The following is a 26504-nucleotide window of genomic DNA, read 5'->3' as shown; positions in this document are numbered from 1 at the left end:
GCCTAGGTGATCACGAGCCCAGTCCACTATCCGACCTGTTCAAGCCGTGTGCGCCGAACGCGCGCACCTGTGCTATCAAGCTCTCGGAGAAACTGTTCGCTGCGCCAGGTGCGAAACTCGGGCATTCGCTCCGCCCGAGGAATAATCCACCGCAGCTTGGCGGCCTCCCCCATCTGCGCGACCGTCGGCAGACGGTCGTATCTTGCCCGCTTGTGCTCACCTCGGAGAAACTGGAGCGCGTTGCTCGCGAGTGAACAGAAGAACACTTCTCGCGTAAGGCCGTGCCTCGCCATGTCTGGATCAAGGCCCAACAATCCGAGCGCCTTGCGTATCAGCCGAAGTCGATAATTAGGGCCGTGTCCGTAGCCGTGCGAATCGGCATCGCGATGACCCAACGACCGAAGATAGTCCCGCAAGTCGCTGAACAGTTCGTCGGAAATGTGGAAATGTCCCCAACCCGAAGTCGAGCCGATAGGCTCGAAAATCGACTGTCCGCTGACCTTTAGGCGGTTGTACAAAGACGAGCGCCCAAGCGCCGATGTCGTTGTGACCGCGACAAGTTTGGCGTGCTTGCTTTGCCCTGAGATCACCCCGACGGAGTCGTGATACTTCGCCTGAAAAGTATCCACAACATCCTGACTGCGAATGAGTGACGCAACCAGCTTTCCTCCAAGCAACATGTTGTACGGCGGCACAGCCCCTAGCGCGTAGGCATCCATGAGGTTCACCATCGCATCCGCTCGCCGATGGTGGTCCCAGCCGATGAATTCGTCTCGGGCACGCAGGTTGAATACCGCGTCCCCCAACGCGAACAGTCCCATCACCTTCTCGTGATGGTCATCCCATACCAAGAAGCGCATGCGGCGGCCGTAGCCTTCCGAGATCGGTATTCTCCAATAGTAGGTCGCGAATCGAAATAGATCGCCCTGCCAAGTGCCGGAGCGAACGACCTCGATGCGGGGACGGATGCGCTCCACGTCAAGCTCCGCTCCGGACGCGAAGTGCTGGATCAGGCGCGCAGACCGGTTAGCGATCCATGCACGGTTATCGTTAAGCCGAGAGTCACGCTGATGCGCATGCATGTCGCGATAGCTCTGCTTGTCGAGGTTGGGAGGCATCAGCGTGCCGTCGGGAGCCTTCAAAAAGCCGAGACGTTTGAAATGGGCTCGTACCTTCCGCTTGAGCCGCGCTTCGTTCCCCGGCAACGATATGACCAATCCCTTCATGCGACCTCTCCATAAGCGCCGGGCAGATCGCGCGCAATTTCAAACGCCGAGAACGCAAAGCGGTTGGCTGTTGGTTGAAAGCCGTAGTGCACTGGATCAACCAACGAAGGAAACGAGAAAAGCTGCACCCTCCGCCCCTGATGCTCGACGGCATAGGGAGCTGCAACTGACGGATCTTCAGACCAGCCGGCGAGCAGCATCATGTCCTTCAGGGGCTGCAGTGCGGCCCGCTGTTCATCATGGGATGGCGTCACCGGTACGTAGCCGTCGCGCGCATAGCGCAGCAGGTCAAGCGCCAAGTGTCGATCCAGTATCGCGTGATGGAAGCGGTTTCCATAGTGACGCAAGCATTTGTCGCATGAGGCCGAGCACGTGCACCGGCTCAGCAGGGCCTCGGCGTTTGTCATGACTGCTTCAAAGAGTTCCGCTGCCTGCGTCGCATAGCCGGCACCGCCAGAAAGCGTGTCGTACACGAAGATATCGGCGAAGTGTTTTTCGCCAACGCGGACAAATCGGAAGCCTGCGTTGATTTCGCGGATATCGATGTCCAGTTCCTGGCTTATGCCCAGTACGAACGCCTCGGCAAGCGATTGCAGCGCATTTGAGATGGGCTCACGCTCGGTCGTTTGCACCGGGTCGAAACGGAGCGGTGCCGACATCGGAAGCCGCACGATCAGGACGTCGGATGCGAAGCCGTAACCGAGATATACCTGCTCGAACTGGCCCGTGCAACGCCCAGGCGCGCGGGTAGAAAGGTAGTAGTCTCGCTCATGCGGTCCGACGCGCTGCGGATCGGACGCCGCCTTTCCGCACCGATTGCAGATCAAGAAACCGACATACCGACCGGCATCCTCTTCCCCCTTGTTAACCATCACGAGCTGTTGAGTGCGCGCGAATCCTAGCTCGCAGTGAACGCCCAGTTTCCGCAAGTCAAACGCAGGGCTTTCCGCCGGCACAGATAACTGTGCGCTAGTCGCGTTCGTGAAGGTCTGCTCATCGTCGAACTCATCGACCTCGCCTCGGCCCTCGGGGAAGACGACCTGCGGTTCGATGACCGACGCCGCCCGCAGCACGGCTGTACGGCAAAGTGGACACTGCTCGCCCACCGGCGCGGCAATCCTGAACCCGGAGGTGTATTCGCACTCCGGGCAGTGAACATAGTAGCGGCGCTCATCGAACAGCCGCTCGGCTCGATCGACGACGGCCGTCGAACCATTGGCAGCGACAGTTCCTACGCGGTAGGTCTTCTTATCTACGACGACGAGACGGCCCGGCGCGTACTCAGACAGCGCAACATTTAGCCCTTGCTGAGGACGCTGAATAATCTTTGGCTGCGTGAAATTGTCGCGTCTCTCCAACCCTTCGATTTGCAGCGCACACAGATCGCGCGGGAAGGCGTATGAAGGCAGGAAGCCCCTGTCAAACAGGAACTCAATCAGCCTCTCGTCTGCCGGGTCTAGTTCGTGCGCGGCCCTCGGCCGCACCTGCTCCAGCCGCGCGACGAATTCGGTCGCCACGTCTGAGGGCGACTTCCTGAACGACGCCGGCAACCACTGCCTCATCGCCGTGTAGCACGCTTGTACCGCTTGCGAACCTGAAAGCCAATCGTTGAACGCAGACAGGCTGAACGGGCCCGTCCCGTTGTAGAAATCGATCGTCTCTCCCAGCACCGAAAACACGTCCCCGCTCGCCGAGTTCAACGGTTGCGAATGGAAGTACGCCTGGATAAGTTGCGCGCGGATGTGCCGTTCGACAATCTTGGAATTTGCGGTATCGACACCTGGCAGGGTGGGCTCGCCAGAGATGATCGGCTCGGGATTGCAAAAGTAGTGGTTGTCGTGAGGACTGTTCTGCGCGTAGGTGATGACAGTTGAAACGGCCGAACCTCTTCGTCCAGCACGTCCGGCGCGCTGCTGGTAGTTCTGTCGCAGCGGCGGCACATTTCGCAGCCCCACCGCGATCAGGGAACCGATGTCGATGCCGACCTCCATCGTCGTCGTGCTGCTGAGAACGTCAATCGACGTGTCGTTGCGTTGGACCAGGATGTCCCGGAAGCGGCGCTCGAATTCTTCGATCGTCGTCGTAGAATCGTCCACGTCCCGATAGGAGAGCTGGGCCGTGTGCTCCTCCACTGACAAGTTGAATGGGCTCGCCTTGCCCTCCAAAATCTCATTAACCGGATCTCGGAAGAACGCCTTGCGCGCGCGCAAGTATTGGGTAGCCCCGGGGCGAACGGCGGTCACCTCTCCCGCCAGACAGTTGGGACAGTGGCCCCACCACTCCACGGGCGACACGGTGGCGCACTGCCCGCATTGATACCAGTCGTGCTGGTCCGATGCCAGTTCCAAGGCGAGAAACCGAGGGACGATGAAGAATCCCGGACTTCCCGGCCGTGCCTGACAAAGCAACGCGGTCAACGTATCGAGAATCCGGTCCAGTTCCGGCACGCGAGCGCGCAAAAAAGCCTGCTGCCTCGCCGAAAAACCGCCGTTCCGATCCAGGCCTCCGCCGATGGGATAGCCCGCTGCCTGAGATCTGACGCCCTGCGGCAGATCCGCATCCACGGCAAAGTCACTTGCAAAGCTTTGAATCCATGCCGTCCACACGGCACGTAGACGCGCTTCGTCCATTCCAGGAAGGTCGGCAACGATCTGCCGACGCAGACGTGCGATAGGAGCGACGTGTGCGAGCGTCAGCGCGCTCAGTGAGTAAAAGGGCGAACCCAGATGCCGCAAGAGAAGCGAGGAGAACCGTGGGGGCTTGGCAGGCGGCGACTCATCGAGCGCGTCTCGAAGCTCGCCTAGATAGTGGCGGCGATGATCAAGCACATCTCGCTGCAATCGTTCCCGGTCGGCGCCGTCGAACAACAACAGAGCGTTCTTTGCCAGCACATGCAACAAGGCAACGTAGATATGATCGCCCAGCGTGGCCTCGCGCCCGAGTCCGCGCAGTTCCCTCGCAGCGAGGAGTAGCAACTGCCGGAATACATCATTCTCGATCTCGCGCGGAATGTCTCTCGCCAGCCGCGCCGCCTTCTGCCGCCCGTCGGAGAACAGAAGCGACTTTCGTCCGCCGTTGGGGGAACTGTCCGTCTTCGGATGCGTGATTGGCTGTAGCTCGACCTGCGTGCGGACCAACTGCGCGAACGGTGCTTCGCCCTTCGTCGCCAAGTCCATGATCTTGGTCGATCCAGCTCGCCAGCGGCGCGTGCAAACGGGACATTCACAATTGAAAGACAGCGCCTGCTGTCCTGAAATCGTCACCGCCCCGTCGGGCCGAAGCAGCGCGAGATATTGGCCAAGCTCCGCTTTGGCCGGGGGCGCCGGGACTAGTCTTCCGGTGGACTTATGGAGCCATACGTGAGCGCCCTCCATGCGCCCATGCGTCCCGGCGGCGCGGCGCTCGACCTCCACGAGGAAATGCGCTTCCATCAACCCGCCCGTTCCCCACAGACCACTAGAAGGCTGATGCCAAAGGAACATTCCGGACTGGTCCTGAATGTAACCTCGAATGAATGCCGCGCCGCAATCGCGATGCGTCAGCACTTCGTAGACCCTGGCCCCACACTCGCATTTGAGCATCGGCTCGGCATAGAGCTTTCCGAGCGTTCCGGAGGGAATCGAAGGATCTCTCGCGCTACAGTTCGCATCGGTGCAGGCATAGATACCTGCGATGCCACGGAAGAACAGGTGCGAGCGCACGGGCGCGAACACTCGTCCGCTATCCCGCTCTTTTGCGAACGACATGAGCGCCAGCGTTGCCTCCATCGCCGCCTCGGCATCGGGCGCTCCGGGAAAGGCCAAGGCCGCAACGGCCCGTAGCTTCTGCGGATGAGCCGTCACTAAATTCGCAACAAGTGATGCCGGGCCAAACGACTGGAGCCATTCGTAGACGGCTTGCCGAAGCGCTACCTGCTCGTCTCCCGCAGCCTTCATCGCTTCTTGGCCCAGCGCTTCTAGCAGCGAGGCGAACCCTTGTATCGCTTTGCCCGGGTTGATCGCGGAATCGAGTAGCGCTGCGATATCAAATCGTGCTAAGGCAGCCGCCTCTTGTTGACTCGCAGGCCGTTCCCCTAATTTTTTTAACTGCTCACCCCGGATAAGCGTGAACTGCCGCTGACTAGCACCGAGACCGCTCAAGTCTGCGGCGAAAGACTTCATTCGCGCGACCGCCTCGGCCGACTTGCCAAGGCTTGCGCTGGTCAGGATATACCGCACTCGGTCGCGGCCGACGCCGAGGCGCGCATGAAGCCGCCGCAGGAGATACGCGACCTCGGCGCCCCCCGAGCCGCGATACATGTGGGCCTCGTCGAGCACGACGGTGAAATAATTGAATTTGTCGGCCGCCAGCCACGCCGCTGTCTGATCAAAGATGCTCCGCTCGATCGGCCGCAGTAGCATGTACTCCAGCATCGAATAGTTGGTGATAAGCAGGTCGGGGCAGCGAGCCTGCATCTCGCCGCGCGACAGCATTTCCGAGTCGTTAGTGCCCGTCACAAAGGAGGAGGCGATGAAGCCATCGAGATCCTTGGTCGGCCACTTACCTTCCCGATCAAGCCGTTCCCTGGCATCCGGCGGAAGATCGAGATATGCATGCTGCACAAGTGGCCGGAGACGCGATTGATCACGCGCTCTGCTCGTGACTCCGGGATACGGTGTTCGGCTCGTGTACATTCCGAACGTCGCCCGCCCTGACCGCCGGCCGCGAATGTATTCGGCAACGTCTCGTTGACCCATCAGCCGCCGCAGTCGCGAAAGCTGATCGTTGACCAATGCATTCATCGGATAGAGCAGCAGCGCGCGACAACCTGGATTCAGCCACGATTCCGGCCGCTCGGAAGACTCGGCTGCCAGCGATCCTAGAATCGGCATGAGGAAGCACTCAGTCTTGCCGGAGCCGGTGCCGGTGGCGACGATGATTTCCTCACCGCGACCAAGGAACGATTCGAGCGCATCCGCCTGATGCTTGTAGGGCCGCTCGGGAATGCCCGTTCCGGCGTGTTTGGCCGCGAGTTCAAGCACGCCCTTGGCCGCCGCTGAGATCTGCATCTGGGAGTACGTGCTACCCGTGGCGTAGAACGGTGTCGCCTCGATACGGGGCTCCTGAAACGTGATGCCCTCGGACTCCAGCAGTCGCTTACGCGCCTCGATCAACCCCTCATCCCAAATGTGGTACTGGGCTTCAAGATACCGATGCAACGTCCCCTTCATCCCCTCGAAGACGGCGCGCGCGGAGTAGATTTTCGGTTCACTCATGGTGTGCAGTTTCGCATTTGAGTTCTTGTATCGCTCCCAGGAGAACCGGCAAATTGACCGGCTCGCGGCAAGTCCAGACGCGCCCGAACGATTTGGGATCGGCATCGCAGAGCGCGACCAGCAGGCGCCTCACGTTTCGGGGCGGAGCCAGAGGCAGAGAAATCGATGTTGCGCCGGACACCGCCGTAATCGTCGCGGTCATCGGCTGACGCTGTAAAGCCGCGAACCCGAACTGCAACCGCGCCGCATCCTGAACCGGCGGCCCTTCCAGGAATTCCTTGCCGGCCTCGTACTTTCCAAAGAAATAGCGATAGCGTGTCGCTCCCGTCCGAGCGCGGAAGAGGCCGATGCCACGCCATTCACACGCGGTATCGCTTCCCGGCTCTACCCATGCAGGTTCGCGACGCCGCCCGCTCGCGATCCGCGTACCGAAGACCTGCAGACTGTCGGCAACTAGCGACGACGCCAACTGTTTGAGCGCCGAATCGACGGCGAACTGCGTCCACACGCAGGCATCGCTCCCGTCGCTGCCCCGCCAAGCTTCCAGCGACTGGCGAGGTAACTCCGGCACGTCGGCACGATCCATCACGCGGCCGGCGCCTGCTCGGCGCACGTCAGCAAAGTGTCGCTGCAGCTCGGAAGTTGGCTGTGGGCCCACCAAGAGGCAGCGATCGGAGCCGAGATCGACAGTGCGCACAGGAGTGGGAATCCAGTATCCCCCGCCCAGCGGTTCCGCCTCACGCAGAAACTGCATGGTCCCAAGTGCGTCGGCCATGGTTGCCGCCAAGCCTGCCCGCTCGAACAGGTTATGAAGCGTTGCAACGTGCGTCTCGCTGGCTGCATTCGTTGCGACGAAGCTCGCGGCACATAGCGCGCCGCGAGCGAATTCGAGAGAGTCGACGACCGAAGCTTGCACCTTGATGAGATGAGGTAGCGGAAGAACATGAGACACTTGCGCGCCCTTATGCAAGCCGGAAAGGTAACTGCTCGATCACATCGCTGGCCTGTCCTTGGCGCAGCTTGCCATCGCCCTACCCTCCCCCTTGCCCATGCCTGAATGGGATTGCCAAGCTTTGTCGATTTTCCCATATTTATCCGGTTATGACTAAATTGGGAGCGGAACCGACCTAGGCTGTGTTTAAACTAATTTCGCACGCACCAGCCGACGAACTAGGTTCACCAGATCGCCGCGTACGGGATTCGAAGCGGTTCAGGGTAAAGTAACACCCGAAAACCGGCTCGTTTACAGTTTGCACATAGCCTAGACCCATTGCGGCCGTTTGGGTTTCGTTGAACAACGTTTGCTTCGCAGCGTAAGCCGTCATTTAAGCCGCTAAATGCAGCAGTCCACATCCTGCGGTGTTGTGCGCGGCAATACTGAACGCTTCGAGCGTGTCGCCGATGTAGTGAACGTTCGGCAGCAAAGAGAGCTTCTTTCGAGCCGCATCAATTTGCTCGGATGACAGTGGGCTCTCAGGCGAAACAATCTCAGCGAATTTTTCGATGAGCTGACGGATGTACTTCTTGCTAGACGTGCCAGCGGAGAGGTCCGTGACGACATCGTGAACATCGTCGTTGAAGTGAACGTTGCTGAGAACCGTGATTTCACGACACTGATCACCAAATTCGACAGTGTGCACGAACAGCTTGCCCGCGATGCTGTTGCGGATCGCCTCCAACTTCTCTTCTGTATCCAGCGCACCTGTCTTCTTGAGAGAGAACACTTCCGCGACATCCCATTGCTGGTTTGCCTTACCCTTGGTTTTCACTTGGAAGAAGTGGTAGTCGACCACGCCCGCCACGGTTCTGCGCACGACAAAGTCATCGTGATAATCGCAGTAGACCCGGTCGATCTCCTTGCCGCTCAGGATCTCAAGCGCCGCATAGGCAGCTGCTTGGAACTGCATACGGAACCTTGCAACGGTGTTGCGGCCGACTGTCTCGCGCGGCTTTTTATCATGGATGGCGTCCAAGCGAGTACCCCATAGCCGTCTATGCCGCGCTACGGGAAGTCAAGGCCCGAAGAGCAGGGACTGAACCGGCCAATCGCCATATTGAGATGAGGAATCCAGATATGAATATCCACCAGATTTTTGCTGAAGCCTTCAAGGACTATGGTCCGCCCTTCGATCGCACGCCCTTCTTCGAATTGGAGTCCGCCGGCTTGCAGGAGATTCGCGCGCTGCTACGACACGCGTTGTCTCATCAATGGCGTGCCTATGGCGAGCGCGGGTTGATCCATCTCGACTTCATCCACAACCAGGGATTCAATGCACTGGCAACGAGGAGCAGGGACCACGAACTGATCGCGATCTTCTCCGGAGCCCTGCGAGCGATCTACCAGTTCTGGTTCTCCTTCATGTGTGACCCGCTGGCGATGCCGCATATCGGAGATCCGACCAAGGAGTCGACTGATAAGGCGATCGCTGTGGCGATCCGCGGTGGCGACCTACACCCGACAGCGCTTCAGCATCCTCACGACGAGACCCGATACGTTGCCGCGCAAAACCTGGCGCTCGCCACGTGCTTCGTGCTGGCGAATCATGAGGTCGGGCATATTGCAAGCTGTCATCCACACTACCTCCAGGCCATCAGCCCTCGGCGCGGCGTATATGAGGAGTTGCCTGCCGTGCCCAGGTCGAATCGGGCGCAGAAGCTCAGACAGGCGATGGAGTTGGAGGCGGACGAGTACGCTGGAGGAGTGTCCTTCCAATGCCTGCACTTCATCAAGGGGATGCTGCATGGCGTGGGAAATCTGGACATGGGATACGTCTGGTCGGCAGCATCGACAGCGCTCTTCCTGATGATCCACAAACAATCCGGTCGAGGAATCGAGGAAGCCAGCGCGACCCATCCAGCCCCTGTTGACCGATGGCTCTTGTCGCTGGAGATGCTCCTGAAAAGTGAACGCTGTAAGGCGTTCAATCCCGACACCGCTCAGATCGTTGCTGGCTTCCAGCAGGTCGAGGCGTTCTGGCATCGACACGCTCTCTTGGATGACGGGCAAGCATCGGCAGGCGCCGCAGGCGCTGGGGGAGCTTCACACGCCGGTGCGGAGAGCATCTTGATGAACAGACGCATGTCAGAGGCCGCCGCACGAATCAACGTGACGTTGAAAGGGCTACGGAAGATTGGGCCCACTTTGAACGCCATCGGTGCGTACCGCGTCCAAGCTGCTGCCCGTTACCGCGATGACCATCGCGCGGTCGCGCATGAGGCACTCGTGCAACAACTAAAAAACGGCGCGGTTCGCCGGGAGCCAGCGCCCGCGCAGATGGTCAGCGACCCGGCTGCCGCCGACCCGGCGACGCGGATAGCAGGCGGCTCGTGACAGTGACGCTGCAACAGCGGCATCCAGAGACCGAGCCAAACCAAGTCAACGCCTCACCATCGCTGGCGGCGTCGGGCGATCGGAAACTAAGCGCACCTCACGAGCGGATTTCAAGTGCCGTCCTTTAGTTTGATGATGCCTTTGCACCATCGGTCAAGGAGTTTTGCTAAGCGTTTGAGACTGTGGCAACATCGTCCCAGAAAATAACTCTGCGGCTGGGGGTCTGCTCCACAGGTCGCGACAACGATACCAAGGGGATCGACATGCCTATCGTGTTCGTCCACGGCGTTAACAATCGAGACGGCGATGCTTACCGGGAAAACGAGATGGCGCGGGATGGATTCCTACGCGAGTACCTGGCACCGGCACTCGGGTTGAGTGCCGACAAGCTCACGGTCACCAGCCCTTACTGGGGCGAGTTCGGCGTCAAGTTCGCCTGGAACATGGCGGTGCTCCCGGACTCGTCCACGAAGGTCGCGTCTTTCGGAGTGGACCAGGAAGCCCAGGCTCGTGCCCGGGTGGCCGGCCTGCTCGCTGAATCGAATCAGAGCGGGGATCTCGTCGCGCTGGCCAAGGCGGATCTATTGGCGGCAGTAGATCTGCTCTATGCCTCGGCGATGGCAGGCGCCAAATCGCAGGACGAGGCGCGGTATTTGGCAAAGTCGTACGACCTCGCCAGTGCGTATGCCGAGGCCAACCCTCAGCCGGACTGGCTCGCGGCCGCGGGCCCGAAGAACTTTGCCGACCTGCTCGTGAGCAAGTCCAAGGCTTCCGAGGTCCAGAGCTTCGGCCCCCTGAGCAGGATCCTCGACTCGATCAAGGAAGGCGCATCCCGCTTGGTCAACGCAGCGCCGGACGTCACGACCGGGCTCGCTGGCCGGCTCCTGCGCAAGAAGCTCAACAACGCCGTCACCCGTTTCGCTGGCGACGCATTCGTCTACTTGAACGGCCGCGGCACGGTCGATGCTCCCGGTCCCATCGTCACGACGATACTGAAGACGCTGCAGGACGCTCAGGCCAAGCGCACCGAGGACGACAAGCTCATCGTCGTGGCGCACAGCTTCGGCGGCGAGATCGTCTATGACATCCTGACCTACTTCGACCCGACCCTGAGCATCGACTGCCTGATCACGGTGGGCTCCCAGGTCGGTCTGTTCGAAGAGATGAAGCTCTATAAGGTTAGCGATCCCAAGATCCCGGTCGACCCGAAGACGGACCACGTCGCTCTCCCCAAGGGGATCAAGCGCTGGCTCAACGTGTTCGACAACAATGACGTGCTGAGCTACCAGCTCAAGCCCGTCGTCGACGCCGTGACCGACTTCAGCTACGACACCGGCTTCAGCACATTGGGCGCCCATGGCGGCTACTTCGAGCGCCCGAGCTTCTATAAGCGCATGGCTGCGCGTCTGACGGCTGCCGGTCCCACGCCCGGAGCTGGCGCCCAGTGACGGTCCTGCTGAACACCACGGTAGCCGGCCAAGCCGGCACGCACGTGCTGGCCATTGGTGTCGGGAAGTACCCCCATCTGCTGAACGGAACCGCCAAGCTCGCCGCAGACCCGATGGGGCTTGAGCAGCTGGAGTCCCCGCCGGTCTCGGCCAAGGCGCTGATCGACTGGTTCCTTTCGCCGGTCGCGGGTGCCGGGGTGTTCGAGAACCCGGACGCGCCACTGGCCTCGATCGAAGGCCTCGCGTCCGCCGAGCAGCCAGTGGTCATTGCCACGCCGGATGGCCCGATCACGCTCGCCGAGGCGACGCAGGACGCCATCCAGCAGGCCTTCGAGGACTGGCTGGATCGCCTCAAGAGCCACCGCGACAACGTCGGCATCTTCTATTTCTGCGGCCACGGCGTGATGGTCTCCGACCACTATCTGCTCGCGCAGGAGTTTGGCCACTCCGCGCAGCCCTGGACGAAGGCCTTCAACGTCTCGCTGACCGTCCGCGCCATTGAACGAGAGATCCAAGGGTCGGTCTTCTTCTTCATTGACGCCTGCCGCAACATCCCGCGCGCCTTGGCCATGACGCTCGGGGCGCAGCCGCCACCGCTGCTGCCGGCGGACCTCGGGACGAACGTATCGCGCAAGCATGTCACCGTGATCCATGCGACCGGCGAAGGCCAACTTGCCTTCGCGCCGCCGGGGCCTACGGTGTCCAGGTTCACGTCTGCACTCATCTGCGCGTTGTCGGGCTACTGCGGCACCAAGGACCCGGGCCAGCAGACCTGGACGGTCGACGGCGACAATCTGTCGGTAGCAGTGCGCACCCTGCTCGCGCAGAACGAGCCAGACCAGGCCGATGCCGGCACCAACAAGCAGGTCTCCGAGCAACTGGTCACCGGCCCGGTAGTGCCCCTCATGCGGCGAGCGTTCGTCCCCAAGGTGAAGGTTCGCTTGGACCTCGCGCCGAGCCAGCGACGGGCGCTGTACGAGATGTACCTAAAGTCATCCAAGGGCAACAACCGGGTCGCACAGACGCTGCTGGATCAAGTCTTCAAGGTGGAGCTTCCTCGCGGCATCTACGAGGTCGGCGCGCTGGATCCTGCTGGCGCCCTGCCCCACCTCCTGCACGCCGACGAGGAGTTGGCGCCCCCGATGTACCTGTTCACGATGAAGTCGCAGCCATGAGACACATCATCGTCATCCTAGACTACCCGACTGATGATCGCCTACGCGATCAACACGAGGACCCGGGCGCAGCGCTGCCGATGAAGGTGCTGGACGCCGAAGGTGCCGTGCTGGCTGTCGCAGCCACACGGGTTCGAAATCAGGTCAGGTTGAGCGTCCCCGACGAGGTCGAACTGGCCTTCGTGCGCCTGACTTGGCCGTCCGGGCGTACCGTGACCCAACGCGTAGACATGAGAGTACCCTCGGATTCGGCCTCGGGCGATTACCGCGTGGTCTTTGAGCCTGCGTATGCACCGGCCAATGAATGGTCAGCCTGGGCCATCCCCAAGCTCAACCCGCGCAGTCGTCTTGCCAGTCCGCAAGCAGACCTGGATCTCGGCATGGATGAGTTCTCGAGGGTGTGGTTGCGATTGTGGAAGTTACAGAATGGCGAGTGGATCCGGGTGTCCGTGGAACCTGTGGAGGCACACCGCAGTCGCTCGGCCTGGCAGATGGACCTGCAGTTGGACGCGTCGAATTGGCTGATGCAGATCGGGGGCTCCAAGGTCACTTGGCGCTTCGTCGCACTGCCCGGGAACGGGCGCGCGCGCGTGCTGATCACGCCCAAGGATTCGAGCGACCCGCGCGCGGATGAACTCAAGGTCGTCGTGACCGGCTTCCGCTCCGGGGCGGAGACGCTGCTTGAGTTCCTGTCGCGCGACGCGATCCGGTCGATGAACGCCGTCGCCGATCCGGTGAACGTCGCGCGGGAACTTCTCCGCTCCAAGTTCGACGATCCGGTCGGCGCGGTGACCGCCGCCTACTTCCTGCTGCGGGTCAATGCGGCGGACCAGGTCCCCCTAGCTTGGTTCGAGAACCTGTCGCGCTACTTCCGCTGGCTGCCCGATACCGCCATCGTGCACTGCGCCCGGCTATTGCGCGATGGCCGCCACACGCACACGAAGGAGTTCAACCCGCTCAAGCTCTTGCGAGAGAGCCTGTCCAACGGCTGGCCGGTCTTCACTGAGGGGGTCAGCCTGCTGCAGGAAGCGGCCTCGCTACTCGGCAACTCGCTTCTCGAGGCTGATCCTGTGGCCTTTCACAAGGTCCAGGCGCTCGGTGCAGGCAAAGGCTGGGCGGGCGCGTTCACCAGCTTCTACGGACGGTATCCCGGCGAGCCCGACGTGCTTCGATGGGGCGGCATGCCCCGGGCGCCGCGACGCCGGCAAATCATCCCGCAGTTGGTCAAGTACCGGCTGCCACAGGACGCAACACTGAGCTTCTCGACAGAGTTGTTCCAGGCGTTGCCGCGGCGTCAGATCGAGCGCGCTCGGACCTTGCCTACATTTCCGACGGTTGAGATCCCATCCAGCCGAACGCCTACCGTTCAGATCCCGTCGGCTGGCGAGTTTGCTGAGCTCCCTGCCGCCACGGGCAAGCGCCGGCGGGTGAAGCGTGAGCCAGACGAAGGCGAGTTCCTGCTCGGGAGCGTTGCTAACTAGTCAGGTGCGTCGCGCCACGTCATCCGTGTCGTACAAGCCTTCGAACGCCTTCACCGCCTCGGGGGCGACCATGTCCTTCAGCAACATGTTGGCCGCCAACAGGTCAGCCTCGTACTCCCAGATCAGGCGCAAGCGCACGCTCGGGCCTGCTGCAAGAGCTCCTTGGCAAGACGGCTCGATCACCTGGATGGATAACGCGAAGATGAAACTGCTGCTGGGTGCGACAGGATTGGTGGGGAGCAGAACACTGACGCTCGCGCTTGCCACCGTCCGGGATTCCGTTGCGCTTTTGAAGCAATTGCTTCGATGCGTATGAATGTCTCATGTCGGCGAGACAGCGGGCTAGTGCAGATCTTGACTGAATGACGCAAACGGGTCGGAAAGAGCCGACCACAGGATGCCATTTTCCAACGCTGGACGTCGTCAGACCAGATCGCTCAGAGCTGCGAAAAGGGGGAGATTGTCTACGAGCAGCCGCCTTGGCTACGAACATCGGACGTCGGCAGTTTAGAGCCTCGAGAATTTCGGCAGGATAACGCGTAGCAGCTTTAGAGAACAGGGAGCAAGGCAGAGGACCTCGACTGACGCGCCTTGGTGCACCGCGCATTTCCGTCTGATTTCCGTACGAACTTGCCTAGCGCTAACAGCGCGATACCAACCCCTTGATTTTCATGATATTCTTGGCGCGCCCGGCTGGGATCGAACCAGCAACCCCTGCCTTCGGAGGGCAGTACTCTATCCATTGAGCTACGGGCGCGTATCGGGAGGGGAGAATCTGCGCAGGCGCTGAAACCTGAGACGGAGAGAAACGAAAAAACCAACCAAAACCAGCGCCAGGCAAGTCCGAAAGCATACCTTGTTTCGCATGACCCGTCCACCGCGGCGGCTGCGCGGAGCCTATTCCATCAGCATCAAATTCCCCCCAAACCCACCCCAAATCCCGCAACAAAAGAACCAAAACCAAACCGAATCTGCGGGTAAACGCCTGCTGAACACCCCCGCCCCACGCTCGCCCCCACCGAAACCTTCCGCTTATAATCGACCGTGGCCTGATCAACAATAAAAGTCGTTGCCGTCGCGCTGTACCGCTCACAATACTCACGGGAGACGAGACAAGCATGAGCGAAGCACCACACGGAGCCCCGATCAAAACCCCCGGGCAGCTGATTGCCGCAATCGTCGCCAGCTTTGCCATCCCGATTATCGTCATCGTTCTGCTCGCTCATTACGTCGACAGTTCGACCCGCACCGGCGCCGGTACCGACGGCCTGTCCGACGCGGAAGTGGCCAAGCGCATCGCCCCCATCGCCCAAGTCGAGATCCGCGACGCGAACGCGCCCCGCACCTACAAGACCGGCGAAGAGGTCTACAAGGCCGTGTGCTCGGCCTGTCACGCGTCCGGCGCCGCCGGCGCCCCGAAATTCACCAATACCGCCGACTGGGCGCCGCGTATCTCGCAAGGCTTCGATACGCTCTGGCACACCGCGCTAACTGGCAAGGGCGCCATGCCGCCGCGCGGCGGCACGAGCCCCGACGACTACAGCGACTACGAAATCGGCCTCGCCGTCGCCTACATGGCCAACAATGCCGGCGCTCACTTCGAAGACCCGCCGAAGCCCGCGCCCGGTGCGCCGGCCGCAGCCGCAGCGGGTGCAGCAGCCTCCGGCGCACCCGCCGCCGCCGCTGCGGACCAGGGCGCCGCGCAGGCCGCAGCAGCCGTCGCCGCACTCGCGAGCGTGCCGCAAGCCGCCGCGCCCGCCGCAGGCGGCGCGCAGCAAAGCGCGGATGCGTCGCAGGCCGGCAAGGCGCTGTATCAGCAAGTTTGCCAGGCATGTCACGCGGCCGGCGTGCTCAACGCACCGAAGTTCGGCGATAAAGCCGCTTGGGCGGAGCGCCTGAAAGAACCGATGGAGACCGTCTACAACTACGCGTTGCATGGCAAAGGCGCCATGCCGCCAAAGGGTGGTTCGAATGCGTCCGACGCCGATGTGAAAGCGGCCGTGGACTACATGGTCAGCGCGGCCAAATAAGCATCACAGGCAGCGAGCCCCATAAGCGAGCCGCATAGATAGGTAGGCTGCGAGCTCAAAACAAAAAATCCCTGCGAAGGCCAATCAAAGCCTCGCAGGGATTTTTCATTGAGCGAGCAAGACAGCCACGTCGCGAGCGACCGCGCGCTTCCGCCCCTTCAGCCCTTCTGCAACAACGCCTTCAAACTCGCCAACCTGTCCTTCGGCGTCATCGGCGCTTCGTCTTCGGTGGGTGGCGGCGCATCGTCGAGTCCCATCTCCGGAATAAACCGCGACGCCTCGCACACCACCGTCTCCCGCGCGCGCTTGCGCTTCTTGCACCAGTTCAGATGCAAACTGCGTTGCGCGCGCGTAATCGCGACGTACATCAGCCGGCGTTCTTCCTCGATGCGCGAATCGTCGACGGGCGTATCGTCGTCGCTGCCGCCGCGGTGCGGCATGATCCCTTCCTCGACACCGACGAGAAACACGTGCGGATACTCGAGTCCCTTCGACGCATGCACGGTAGAGAGCCGCACCGCGTCCGGGTCTTCGTCCTTGCCTTCGAGCATCGACATCAGCGCGACCGTCTGAATCAGGCCGAGCAGGTTCTTGCCGGTGTCCGCGAGACCGTCGGCGTTGTCGAAGCCCGTGGCCTCGCCGTCTTCGGTCACGTCAGGCTCGGGCTTCGTGCCCTTGCGCTTTAACCACTCGAGAAACTCGAGCACGTTCTGCCATTTCGACTGCGCCTGCCGCTCGTCGAACGCATCGTACAGATACGCCTCGTAGTGAATCGCCTCCATCATGTCGTCGAGTACCGTGGTGGCCGGGTCTTTATCCGCGCGCTCGGTGAGCCGCTGGATGAAATCGCAGAACATGCGCAGCGGCTCGACTTGCCGCGCCGACAGCCGCGCTTCGATGCCGCCCATATACACCGCCTCGAACAGCGACACCTTCGCCTGCCCCGCGAACGAGCCAAGCGCCTCGAGCGTGGTATTGCCGACCCCGCGCCGCGGCGTGGTGATCGCGCGGATAAAGGCGGGATCGTCGTCGGCGTTCGCGATCAGCCGCAAGTACGCGCAAATATCCTTGATCTCGGCGCGATCGAAAAACGATTGCCCGCCCGACAGCACATACGGAATCCGCTCGCGCCGCAGCACCTGCTCGAAAATGCGCGCCTGAAAATTGCCGCGATACAGAATCGCGTAGTCGCGAAACTGCGTGCGCCGCTCGAACTTGTGCGCGGACAGCCGGAACACGACCGATTCGGCCTCGTGCTCCTCGTCGTTGCACGGCGTGACCGTGATCGAATCGCCCATGCCGTGCTCGGACCACAGCTTCTTTTCGAACAGCTTCGGGTTGTTCGCGATCACGTTGTTCGCGGCCGTCAGAATGCGCACCGTCGAACGGTAGTTCTGCTCGAGCTTGATCACATGCAGCTTCGGGAAATCCTTGCCGAGCTGCGCGAGATTTTCGAGCGTCGCGCCGCGCCAGCCGTAGATCGCCTGATCGTCGTCGCCCACTGCGGTGAACGCGGCGCGCGGGCCGGCGAGTTGCTTCAGCAATTCGTACTGGCACGCGTTCGTGTCCTGGTACTCGTCGATCAGCAAGTAACGCAGCTTGTTCTGCCAGCGGTCGCGCACCGGTTCGTTCTGCGCGAACAGTTCGGCCGGCAGGCGGATCAGATCGTCGAAGTCGACCGCCTGATACGCGTGCAGCGTCGCGACGTAGTTGCGGTAGACGATCGCGGCCTGATGCTCGTCTTCGTTCGCGGCGATTGCCATCGCCTGCTCGGGCATGATCAGCCCGTTCTTCCACAGCGAAATGATCGACTGGATCTTGCGAATGAAGCCCTTGTCGGTCGAGCCGACCTGTTCCTGGATCATCGCGAAGCAGTCGTCCGCATCCATGATCGAGAACTGCGGCTTGAGGCCGACGTGCTCCGCCTCCTGGCGCAGGATCTGCACGCCAAGCGAGTGGAACGTGCAGACGGTCAACTGATTGACCGGCACCTTGCGGCCTTCCTTGCCGGGCGTGGTGAGCGTCTTGCCTTCGAGCAGCTTGCCGACGCGCTCGCGCATTTCCGCGGCGGCCTTGTTCGTGAAGGTGACGGCGGCGATATGGCGCGGCTCGAAGCCCTTCGCTTCGATCAGGTGCGCGATTTTCTGCGTGATCACGCGCGTCTTGCCGCTGCCCGCGCCCGCGAGCACGAGACAGGGACCGTCGAGATAGCGCACCGCTTCGCTTTGCGCGGAGTTAAGGCCTGCGGACATCGTCAGTGGGTGGATTCGGCTAAGGCGAGGGCTGTGGCCGCTGCGGCCGGCCCGGGAACGTGCTGCCGCGAGTGGCACGGGTGGCGCGTGATGCGTTTTTGCCTAGGTTGCCGCTCGCATGGGAGCCGCGATGTTAACACGGATGCGTGTCCCGGCGTGGCGACCGCGGCGGGGAAATTTTGCGACGTATTGGGGTGGGGATCGTTGTATCAATCAGCGCGTTTGCTGCTTGATCAGGCTTGTCTCGAGTGGTTAATCGGCGTGCTGAATCAGGTAATTTTGCGATGAGTTCGGTGATAGGCTGACGCCTCGATGTGAATGCAAAGGATGGCGAATTAATGCATTCCTATTGCAGCGGCATGAGCGGCAGATAAGTCGCATGGTGATCGTCATAACGCTGTGCGTGGACCAGGACAATGTAGAGGGCAAGCTATGAGCGAGCTGAAAACTGAGCGAATCATCCTTACGTCGGAAGCATATGTGCAATGCGTTAGGAGTCTTCTCGTCGAAGTCAGTGGATGGTGTGCAGCCCGTGACCTCACTATCCAAGACGGCGTGGTGAAGCTTAGGGAAGAGGGAATACCTGAATATGAAGCGCCGAGTCTTTATATATCGAAGGACGGAATGTCGAAGGCGAAAATTGTGCCTCGCGGGTTGAACATCCTGGGCGCGCACGGCAGGGTGGACCTCTCCGGCCGGGTCAAAAGGCAACCGCTGCTTTACCGCATTGGGAAAGGCCCAGTATCTTCCGCGCAGAGCGGCACCGAGGGGAGGGCCGGCGCATCTTCACCGCGCTGGCTTTCCGACGTCGAACGGGACGGCTGGTACTGGATGGAGGGCAATATTCTTAGGCCCAAGCTTGTGGATGAAAGTCTGTTTGTCGATCTGCTCACCTATGTTCTCAACCATGACCTTTGATAATCCACTGGATCCCGTCTACAAGGCTTTTCTGGTCGCAAGCGATTGCTTCGGCCTTGGCGAACGCATCATTGAAATCCAGCATGAAGAACTCATTTGCAGCACCCAGTTTCACGGCGTGTCTACCGACGAAACATATGCCGCGCTTGAGGGCGCAGAGGAGCAGGTTGCTGACCTGGCCATTCTGGCGCTGTTCGCCACATTCGAGCGATTCGTCATCGAGCATCTGCAGACGGCGAACCAGTTGCTGGCCACCGGGTATCCGTATCGTTACTCCGCCAGGCTGGCGCAAAAATTTCGGAGCGAAGTCGAGTACTGGAAATTCGACGAGGTTCTTAATCTCTTCAAAGGCGAAGTGGACGCCGATCTTATCGGACAGGTAAAGCAGATCAAGCAATACCGCGATTGGATCGCTCATCAGAATCCAAATAAGGCAACTCCGGGGCGCTTCACACCCGAAAGGGCGTTCGACGTCTTAAGGATGACGGTCGAGCAAATCCGCCTGACTCACACGCCGCCCATGGTGATGGACGCAATCGACACCGCGGAATACGTCTGAACTCAGCAGAAGCTCGTGCCACAATCAACCTGTTGTGCGCCGCCCCCGCCGCGCGCCGTTTTTGCAGGAGCAGGAAGCAGCATGACTTCGCCGTTGAAAGTTGGACTGATGGGTTATGGCTTTGCCGGCGCGACATTTCACGCGCCGGTCATCGAACACAGTGGCCGCGCGCAGCTCGCGGCAATCGCCACGGGCCAGCCGGACAAGGCACGCGCGGACTATCCGAAGGCCACAATCGTGCCGGACCTCGACGCACTGCTTGCGTTGGCCGACATCGAATGCGTCGTGATCGCGACGCCGAACGACACGCACTTCGCGCTCGCAAAGCGCGCGCTCGAAGCGGGTAAGCACGTTGTAGTGGACAAGCCGGTCACCTTGACCGCCGCCGAAGCGCGCACACTCGCGGACCTCGCAACCAGCCGCAAGCGCGTGTTCGCCCCGTTTCACAACCGCCGCTGGGACGGCGACTTCATGACCGTGCGCGCGCTGCTTGAAAGCGGCGAGCTTGGCCGCGTCACCGTCTTCGAGTCGCACTTCGACCGCTTCCGCCCGGGTATCCGTCCGCGCTGGCGCGAAGACGCGACGCGCGGCGGTGGTCTGCTGTTCGATCTCGGCCCGCATTTGATCGATCAGGCGCTTGCGCTATTCGGCGCGCCACAGACGGTCTATGCATCGGTGAAAGCGCATCGCGATCAGGCGACCGCGCCCGACTACGTGCATCTGCTACTCGGCTATCCATCGCACGAAGTGCTGCTGCACGCGAGCGCGCTAACGGCGATTATCGCGCCGCGCTTCACGATCCACGGTACGCGCGGCAGCTATGTGAAGTACGGCCTCGACACACAGGAAGACCAGCTCAAAGCCGGCTTGCGTCCCGGCGACACGGGCTTTGCCGGCGGCAACGAAGCGGGCACACTGCGCGTGCTCGAAGAAGGCGGCGATCAGGAAGTCGAGCGCGCACTGCCGACTCGCGATGGCGCCTACGTCGACTTCTATCGCGCATTGGCCGCATCGATTCAAGACAGCGTGCCGTTCCCGGTCAGCGCGCAGGATGCAGTCGATGTGATGACGGTGATCGAATTGGCCCAGCGCAGTAATGACGAAGGCGTGCGCCTGCCGTTCAGGGCGCGTTAGCCAGGCTGACAATCTGTTTTCGGTCTTGGTTGCGGTTTCCTTGCCAACGCGAAAGCCGCAACCAACAGTTACACAAACGTGACACGTCCGCGTCATCGCAGGCCGCCCATCGCCCGTTGCTTCCCCTTATCGAACAGAACAACCAACCCAATAAGGAGAGCCCTTTATGCAACGCCTCATTCGCGCACTCGGCTGCTGTGTGCTGGTTTCATCGCTGGCGGCTTGCGTCGTGCAGCCGCCGCAAGCCGAGCGTCCTGTCCCCAACCCGCACGAAGTCGCCGTGCAGCGCTTCGATCAGGTCGAAGGACGCATCAACAATATGAGCCGCCATATCGATGCGCGCGTGAATCAGGGCTACTACCCGCCGCCCGTGGGCGCCGATATGCATCGGCGTCTCGACACGATCCGCCACCAGGCGCATGAAATGGCCGCGCGCCGCGACGGCGGCATCTCCGGCGACGAACAACGCACGCTGAACGACGAACTCGATTCGACAGCGATCGCGATCAACCGCTGATTTCCTATCGGCAACGGGGCCGCGCGCGCGAGCCCACGCTGCGGCGCACAATCTGCATGCGCCGCGCGCGGCATTCGCATACCGCGCGCCTGACCGCGTGCAAACGCACGACCCCAACCTTCAATTGACAAGCGAAAAACCGTCGCGTACATTCGCCGCACGCGTCGGGAGAGCGCGCTGGCCGCATTGCAACACGCCATGCAAGCCGCGCCGCCGAAGGGGCACACCCGCAAACTCTCAGGCAAAAGGACCGACCGCGTCGAAGAATCCGTCTGACAATCGTTGGCCTATTCAGCCGACACTACCAGGCACCGGTTCTTCGCACTCTGGAGAGCGGCAGTAGCGTGCAGTGCACGCAGGCTGCCCACCGAAGGGGCGCGCGCTTACCGTGGCAACCAACGTCAGGTTGCCGTCAACGTCGGCGCAATCTCTCAGGTATCGAGGACAGAGGGGGCATGCAGGCACCACTCGTCGGCCATCGGGCCGCGAGGTTGCGCAGCATGGCTCCGAATCTGTCGAATACCCTGAGGCCGCGCCCCGATGACCGAACTGAAACGCACCCCGCTCAACGCCACGCATCGCGCGCTCAATGCCCGCATGGTCGACTTTGGCGGCTGGGACATGCCCGTCAACTACGGCTCGCAGATCGAAGAGCACAAGGCCGTGCGCACCGACGCCGGCATGTTCGACGTGTCGCATATGTGCGCCGTCGATCTGAGCGGCCCGCGCACCCGTGAATTCCTCGCTTACGCGCTCGCGAACAATGTCGGCAAGCTGCAAACGGCTGGCCGCGCACTGTACTCCTGCCTGCTGAACCCCGAAGGCGGCGTGATTGACGATCTGATCGTCTATTTCTTCGACGAAACCCACTTTCGTATTGTCGTCAACGCGGCGACCGCCGAAAAAGACATCGCGTGGTTCAACCAGCTCAATGCGGACCGCGGCTTCGGCGTGACGATCGCGCCGCGCCGCGATCTCGCGATCGTTGCCGTGCAAGGCCCGCGGGCGCGCGAAAAAGTCTGGCAAACGGTGCCGGCCGCGCGCGCCGCGACCGAGGCGCTGAAGCCGTTCAATGCGGCGCGTGTGAATGGCACGCCGTTCGGCGACCTCACCGTGGCACGCACCGGTTACACCGGCGAAGACGGCTTCGAAATCATTGCGCCGGCTTCGCATGTCGAAGCGCTGTGGAACGCGCTGCAGGCGCAGGGCGTGCGCCCGGCCGGCCTCGGTGCGCGCGATACGCTGCGCCTCGAAGCCGGCATGAACCTGTACGGCCAGGATATGGACGACGCCGTCTCGCCGCTCGACGCCGGCCTTGCCTGGACGGTCGACCTGAGCGCGCCGCGCGACTTCGTCGGCCGCGCGCCGCTGGAGGCGAAAGGCGCGCAGCAAGCCTTCGTCGGCCTGATCCTGCAGAAGGAAAACGGCAAGGCCGCGGGCGTGCTGCGCGCGCATCAGAAAGTCGACACGCCGCACGGCGCAGGCGAGATCACGAGCGGCACGTTCTCGCCGACCATGCAGGAGTCGATCGCCTTCGCGCGCGTGCCGAAAGGCGTGCAGCCGGGCGATGTCGTGCATGTGCACATCCGCGACAGAGCGTTTCCCGCAAGCGTGGTAAAACTGCCGTTCGTACGCAACGGCAAGGTGCTCGTCAGTTGAACGGCGGTCCGGCCATCGACGACGCGTAGTCCAGTCCGTCGCGTGCGTTCCCCCGTTCACATCTAACCGCATCAATGGCGCAATCAACCGCACAGGAGTTTCCGATGAGCATCCCGGCCGATCTGAAATACACCGAATCGCACGAATGGGTCCGCACCGAAGCGGACGGCACGCTGACGGTCGGTATTACCGACCACGCGCAGGAAGCGCTCGGCGACATCGTCTTCTTTGAAGTGCAGCAACTGGGCAAGACGGTCGCAGCCGGCGACACGGTCGCCGTCATCGAATCGGTCAAGGCCGCTTCCGATATCTATGCGCCGGTTTCGGGCGAGATCATCGCGATGAACCAGGCCGTGGTCGACACGCCGGATTCGGTGAACAGCGCGCCGTATGAAAACTGGCTCTTCAAGGTCAAGCCGACCGCGGGCGCCGCGCAAGACCGGCTGATGGACGCTGCCGCTTACGGCAAGTCGATCGGCGAGTAACTTTCAACAACAGGCGCGGCGGGCCGAAGCCCACCCCTCGCCGCACACGCCGCGCCAGCAGGAATTTTCAATGAAGCTCGAACACCCGGACCGTCTGATGAACCGCACCCCTCTCTCGCTCGCTGCGCTCGAAGTGCACGATGCCTTTGCCGAACGGCACATCGGCCCCGATGCCGCCGATCAGCAGGCGATGCTCGACGCGCTCGGCTTCGCCTCGCGCGCCGCGTTGATCGATGCGGTGATTCCGAAGGCGATCCGGCGTGCCGACGCGCTGCCGCTCGGCCCGTTCGCGGAGCCGAAGAGCGAAGCGGAAGCGCTTGCCGCGTTGCGCGCGCTCGCGGACAAGAACCAGGTGTTCCGCTCGTATATCGGGCAGGGCTACTACAACGCGCACACGCCGGCCGTGATTCTGCGCAACGTGATGGAAAACCCGGCGTGGTACACCGCGTACACGCCGTATCAGCCGGAAATCTCGCAAGGCCGCCTCGAAGCACTGCTCAACTATCAGCAGATGATCGTCGACCTGACGGGCCTCGCGATCTCGAACGCGTCGCTGCTCGACGAAGCGACAGCCGCCGCCGAAGCGATGACGCTGCTGCAGCGCGTCGGCAAGTCGCAGTCGAACCTGTTCTACGTCGCCGATGACGTCCTGCCGCAAACCATCGAAGTGGTGAAGACGCGCGCGACGCCGGTCGGCATCGAAGTGAAGGTGGGCCCGGCTGCGGATGCCGCGAAGGCGAACGCATTCGGCGTGCTGTTGCAGTACCCGGGCGCGAACGGCGACGTGTGCGACTACCGCGCACTCGCCGATGCCGTGCATGCAGCCGGCGGCCACGTGATCGCCGCCGCCGACCTGCTCGCGCTGACCGTGTTGACGCCGCCCGCTGAATGGGGCGCGGACGTCGCCGTCGGCAACTCGCAGCGCTTCGGCGTGCCGGTCGGCTTCGGCGGCCCGCACGCCGCGTATCTCGCGGTGCGCGACGAATTCAAGCGGCAGATGCCGGGACGGCTCGTGGGCGTGACCGTCGATGCGCAGGGCAATCCGGCGCTGCGTCTCGCGCTGCAAACGCGCGAGCAGCATATCCGCCGCGAAAAGGCGACCTCGAATGTGTGCACGGCGCAGGCGCTGCTCGCGATCATGGCGAGCATGTACGCCGTGTATCACGGCCCGCGCGGCCTGAAGACGATCGCGCTGCGCGTGAACCGCATGGCTGCGTTGCTGGCCGCCGGCGCCAAGCACCTCGGCTACACGCTCGTCAACACCACTTTCTTCGATACGCTGACCTTCGAAACCGGCGCGCGCACGCAAGCGCTGCACGACGCGGCGACGGGCAAGCGCATCAATCTGCGCCACGTCAGCGACACGCGCGTCGGCCTCTCGCTCGACGAAACGACGACGCGCGCGGACCTCGCCGATCTGCTCGCGGCCTTCGCGCAAGCGGCCTTCGCCGATAACGTGCCGACCATCGACGAACTCGACGCGCAGCTTGGCGCCTCGAATACGTTCCCGGCGTCGCTCGAGCGCACGAGCGCGTATCTCACGCATCACGTGTTCAACCGCCATCATTCGGAAACGGAAATGCTGCGCTATCTGCGCAGCCTGTCGGATAAGGACCTCGCGCTCGACCGCTCGATGATCCCGCTCGGCTCGTGCACGATGAAGCTCAATGCGACGTCGGAGATGCTGCCGGTCACGTGGCCCGAGTTCGGCCAGATCCACCCGTTCGCGCCGGCCGAGCAGACGGTCGGCTACCGCGAAATGATCGATCAGCTCGAACAGATGCTGGTCGCCGCGACCGGCTATGCGGCCGTGTCGCTGCAGCCGAATGCGGGCTCGCAAGGCGAGTACGCGGGCCTGTTGATCATTCACGCGTACCACGCGTCGCGCGGCGAAGGACATCGCAACGTCTGCCTGATTCCGGCGTCCGCGCACGGCACGAACCCGGCGTCGGCGCAGATGGCGGGCATGCAGGTCGTGGTCGTCGCGTGCGATACGCAGGGCAACGTCGATATCGAAGACCTGAAGAAGAAGGCCGCGCAGCACGCTGAAAAGCTCGCCGCGATCATGATCACGTATCCGTCGACGCATGGCGTGTTCGAGCAGAACGTGCGCGAGATCTGCGAGATCGTGCATGCGCATGGCGGCCAGGTGTATGTGGACGGCGCGAATATGAACGCGATGGTCGGTTTGAGCGCGCCGGGCCAGTTCGGCGGCGATGTCTCGCACCTGAACCTGCACAAGACGTTCTGCATTCCGCACGGCGGCGGCGGGCCTGGCGTCGGGCCGGTCGCGGTTGGCGCGCACCTCGCGCAGTTCCTGCCGAACCAGACGTCGACGGGTTACGAACGCGATGCGCACGGTATCGGCGCGGTGTCGGCGGCGCCGTACGGCTCGGCGTCCATTTTGCCGATCTCGTGGATGTATATCGCGATGATGGGCGCGGCCAATCTCACCGCCGCCAGCGAGACGGCGATCCTGAACGCGAACTACGTCGCGAACAAGCTCGCGCCGCACTATCCGGTGCTGTACGCGGGTCCGGGCGGGCTTGTCGCGCACGAGTGCATTCTCGACCTGCGGCCGATCAAGGACACGAGCGGCATCTCGGTCGACGACGTCGCGAAGCGTCTGATGGACTACGGCTTCCACGCGCCGACGATGAGCTTCCCGGTGCCGGGCACGCTGATGGTCGAGCCGACCGAGTCGGAGTCGAAGGAAGAGCTCGACCGCTTTATCGAAGCGATGATCGCGATTCGCGACGAAATCCGCGCCGTCGAGGAGGGCCGTGCCGATCGCGAGGACAATCCGCTGAAGCACGCGCCGCACACGGCGGCGGCGGTGGTGGCGGATGACTGGAAGCACGCGTATTCGCGGGAGGCGGCTGCTTATCCGCTGCCGACGCTGATCGCGAACAAGTACTGGCCGCCGGTCGGCCGCGCCGATAACGCGTACGGCGACCGCAATCTGTTTTGCTCGTGCGTGCCGGTGGCGGATTACGAGTAAGCGTTAAGGCTTGTTTTCGCCGGCGACTGCACG

Annotated in this window: 18 protein-coding genes, 1 tRNA gene and 2 riboswitches; of the genes, 12 read left to right on the top strand and 7 right to left on the bottom strand. The window is 62.2% G+C overall.

Translation table 11 applies throughout. The annotated features are described in order from the left end of the window. Positions 1 to 26: 26 nt before the first annotated feature. From ACYPXD_RS29210 to ACYPXD_RS29195, 4 genes are all read right to left on the bottom strand, one after another. Positions 27 to 1226 carry a Druantia anti-phage system protein DruA gene (locus tag ACYPXD_RS29210; protein WP_459719943.1) on the bottom strand — a complete coding sequence of 400 codons (1200 nt, stop codon included), beginning with the start codon at positions 1224 to 1226 and terminating at the stop codon, positions 27 to 29. Then, complete coding sequence (locus ACYPXD_RS29205; RefSeq protein ID WP_459719939.1) at positions 1223 to 6481, bottom strand: DEAD/DEAH box helicase; 5259 nt, start codon at positions 6479 to 6481, stop codon at positions 1223 to 1225. Before ACYPXD_RS29205 ends, ACYPXD_RS29210 begins: the two co-directional genes overlap by 4 nt. After that, complete coding sequence (locus tag ACYPXD_RS29200; protein ID WP_459719936.1) at positions 6474 to 7433, bottom strand: hypothetical protein; 960 nt, start codon at positions 7431 to 7433, stop codon at positions 6474 to 6476. Before ACYPXD_RS29200 ends, ACYPXD_RS29205 begins: the two co-directional genes overlap by 8 nt. 373 nt (positions 7434 to 7806) lie before the next feature. After that, positions 7807 to 8454, bottom strand: coding sequence for a dsDNA nuclease domain-containing protein (locus ACYPXD_RS29195; protein ID WP_459719933.1), 648 nt, complete (start codon positions 8452 to 8454; stop codon positions 7807 to 7809). Positions 8455 to 8555: 101 nt separating this feature from the next. Between ACYPXD_RS29195 and ACYPXD_RS29190 the strand changes: the two genes are divergently transcribed. The 4 genes from ACYPXD_RS29190 (at position 8556) to ACYPXD_RS29175 (ending at position 13916) form a co-directional block, all read left to right on the top strand. Continuing rightward, on the top strand, positions 8556 to 9812 hold the full coding sequence (locus ACYPXD_RS29190; RefSeq protein ID WP_459719930.1) for a hypothetical protein: 1257 nt from the start codon (positions 8556 to 8558) through the stop codon (positions 9810 to 9812). Positions 9813 to 10075: 263 nt separating this feature from the next. After that, entirely contained in the window at positions 10076 to 11260 is a 1185-nt protein-coding gene (locus ACYPXD_RS29185; RefSeq protein WP_459719927.1) for a hypothetical protein, read from the top strand. Beyond that, a complete protein-coding gene (locus ACYPXD_RS29180; protein WP_459719924.1) occupies positions 11257 to 12435 on the top strand; it encodes a caspase family protein in 1179 nt (392 codons plus the stop codon). Before ACYPXD_RS29185 ends, ACYPXD_RS29180 begins: the two co-directional genes overlap by 4 nt. Continuing rightward, positions 12432 to 13916: a hypothetical protein gene (locus ACYPXD_RS29175; RefSeq protein ID WP_459719922.1), complete on the top strand. Its 1485-nt coding sequence runs from the start codon at positions 12432 to 12434 to the stop codon at positions 13914 to 13916. Before ACYPXD_RS29180 ends, ACYPXD_RS29175 begins: the two co-directional genes overlap by 4 nt. Here the strand turns inward: ACYPXD_RS29175 and ACYPXD_RS29170 are convergent, their stop codons facing one another. Continuing rightward, complete coding sequence (locus tag ACYPXD_RS29170; RefSeq protein WP_459719919.1) at positions 13917 to 14183, bottom strand: hypothetical protein; 267 nt, start codon at positions 14181 to 14183, stop codon at positions 13917 to 13919. Between the two features lie 414 nt (positions 14184 to 14597). Next, positions 14598 to 14673, bottom strand: a tRNA-Arg gene (locus tag ACYPXD_RS29165). 361 nt (positions 14674 to 15034) lie between these two features. Here ACYPXD_RS29165 and ACYPXD_RS29160 point away from each other — a divergent pair. After that, positions 15035 to 15946 carry a c-type cytochrome gene (locus ACYPXD_RS29160; RefSeq protein WP_459719916.1) on the top strand — a complete coding sequence of 304 codons (912 nt, stop codon included), beginning with the start codon at positions 15035 to 15037 and terminating at the stop codon, positions 15944 to 15946. A 158-nt stretch (positions 15947 to 16104) separates the two neighbouring features. Here the strand turns inward: ACYPXD_RS29160 and ACYPXD_RS29155 are convergent, their stop codons facing one another. After that, entirely contained in the window at positions 16105 to 18198 is a 2094-nt protein-coding gene (locus ACYPXD_RS29155; protein ID WP_459719913.1) for a UvrD-helicase domain-containing protein, read from the bottom strand. Positions 18199 to 18630: 432 nt separating this feature from the next. On the opposite strand from ACYPXD_RS29155, the gene ACYPXD_RS29150 reads away from it, so the two are divergent. The 7 genes from ACYPXD_RS29150 to gcvP all read left to right on the top strand — a co-directional run bounded on the left by ACYPXD_RS29150 (position 18631) and on the right by gcvP (position 26471). After that, positions 18631 to 19116, top strand: a complete 486-nt coding sequence (locus tag ACYPXD_RS29150) for a hypothetical protein (protein ID WP_459719910.1) — start codon at positions 18631 to 18633, stop codon at positions 19114 to 19116. Continuing rightward, positions 19106 to 19675, top strand: a complete 570-nt coding sequence (locus tag ACYPXD_RS29145) for a hypothetical protein (protein ID WP_459719907.1) — start codon at positions 19106 to 19108, stop codon at positions 19673 to 19675. Before ACYPXD_RS29150 ends, ACYPXD_RS29145 begins: the two co-directional genes overlap by 11 nt. Positions 19676 to 19756: 81 nt before the next feature. Next, positions 19757 to 20809 (top strand): oxidoreductase, encoded by a 1053-nt coding sequence (locus ACYPXD_RS29140; RefSeq protein ID WP_459719904.1) that lies wholly within the window; start codon positions 19757 to 19759, stop codon positions 20807 to 20809. A gap of 166 nt (positions 20810 to 20975) precedes the next feature. Then, a complete protein-coding gene (locus ACYPXD_RS29135) occupies positions 20976 to 21326 on the top strand; it encodes a hypothetical protein (protein WP_459719901.1) in 351 nt (116 codons plus the stop codon). A 155-nt stretch (positions 21327 to 21481) separates the two neighbouring features. Next, a riboswitch (glycine riboswitch) is annotated at positions 21482 to 21589 on the top strand. A 53-nt stretch (positions 21590 to 21642) separates the two neighbouring features. Further along, positions 21643 to 21784, top strand: a riboswitch (glycine riboswitch). 82 nt (positions 21785 to 21866) lie between these two features. After that, positions 21867 to 22985 (top strand): glycine cleavage system aminomethyltransferase GcvT, encoded by a 1119-nt coding sequence (gene gcvT, locus ACYPXD_RS29130; protein WP_459719897.1) that lies wholly within the window; start codon positions 21867 to 21869, stop codon positions 22983 to 22985. Positions 22986 to 23089: 104 nt separating this feature from the next. Further along, the gene (gene gcvH, locus ACYPXD_RS29125) at positions 23090 to 23470 is read left to right on the top strand and encodes a glycine cleavage system protein GcvH (protein ID WP_459719894.1); all 381 of its coding nucleotides are present in this window, start codon (positions 23090 to 23092) and stop codon (positions 23468 to 23470) included. Between the two features lie 70 nt (positions 23471 to 23540). Next, positions 23541 to 26471: an aminomethyl-transferring glycine dehydrogenase gene (gene gcvP, locus ACYPXD_RS29120; RefSeq protein ID WP_459719891.1), complete on the top strand. Its 2931-nt coding sequence runs from the start codon at positions 23541 to 23543 to the stop codon at positions 26469 to 26471. The last annotated feature ends 33 nt before the right edge of the window (positions 26472 to 26504 follow it).

The sequence above is a fragment of the Paraburkholderia sp. 2C genome (genome assembly GCF_054589215.1).
Note: the sequence above shows the minus strand (reverse complement) of the source record. Positions and strands in the feature narration are given on the sequence as shown.

Coding starts and splice junctions, on each gene's coding strand:
- ACYPXD_RS29210 (WP_459719943.1), bottom strand. CDS start 1,226: ATGAAGGGATTGGTCATATCGTTGCCGGGGAACGAAGCGCGGCTCAAG.
- ACYPXD_RS29205 (WP_459719939.1), bottom strand. CDS start 6,481: ATGAGTGAACCGAAAATCTACTCCGCGCGCGCCGTCTTCGAGGGGATG.
- ACYPXD_RS29190 (WP_459719930.1), top strand. CDS start 8,556: ATGAATATCCACCAGATTTTTGCTGAAGCCTTCAAGGACTATGGTCCG.
- ACYPXD_RS29185 (WP_459719927.1), top strand. CDS start 10,076: ATGCCTATCGTGTTCGTCCACGGCGTTAACAATCGAGACGGCGATGCT.
- ACYPXD_RS29175 (WP_459719922.1), top strand. CDS start 12,432: ATGAGACACATCATCGTCATCCTAGACTACCCGACTGATGATCGCCTA.
- ACYPXD_RS29160 (WP_459719916.1), top strand. CDS start 15,035: ATGAGCGAAGCACCACACGGAGCCCCGATCAAAACCCCCGGGCAGCTG.
- ACYPXD_RS29155 (WP_459719913.1), bottom strand. CDS start 18,198: ATGTCCGCAGGCCTTAACTCCGCGCAAAGCGAAGCGGTGCGCTATCTC.
- ACYPXD_RS29150 (WP_459719910.1), top strand. CDS start 18,631: ATGAGCGAGCTGAAAACTGAGCGAATCATCCTTACGTCGGAAGCATAT.
- ACYPXD_RS29145 (WP_459719907.1), top strand. CDS start 19,106: ATGACCTTTGATAATCCACTGGATCCCGTCTACAAGGCTTTTCTGGTC.
- ACYPXD_RS29140 (WP_459719904.1), top strand. CDS start 19,757: ATGACTTCGCCGTTGAAAGTTGGACTGATGGGTTATGGCTTTGCCGGC.
- ACYPXD_RS29135 (WP_459719901.1), top strand. CDS start 20,976: ATGCAACGCCTCATTCGCGCACTCGGCTGCTGTGTGCTGGTTTCATCG.
- gcvT (WP_459719897.1), top strand. CDS start 21,867: ATGACCGAACTGAAACGCACCCCGCTCAACGCCACGCATCGCGCGCTC.
- gcvH (WP_459719894.1), top strand. CDS start 23,090: ATGAGCATCCCGGCCGATCTGAAATACACCGAATCGCACGAATGGGTC.
- gcvP (WP_459719891.1), top strand. CDS start 23,541: ATGAAGCTCGAACACCCGGACCGTCTGATGAACCGCACCCCTCTCTCG.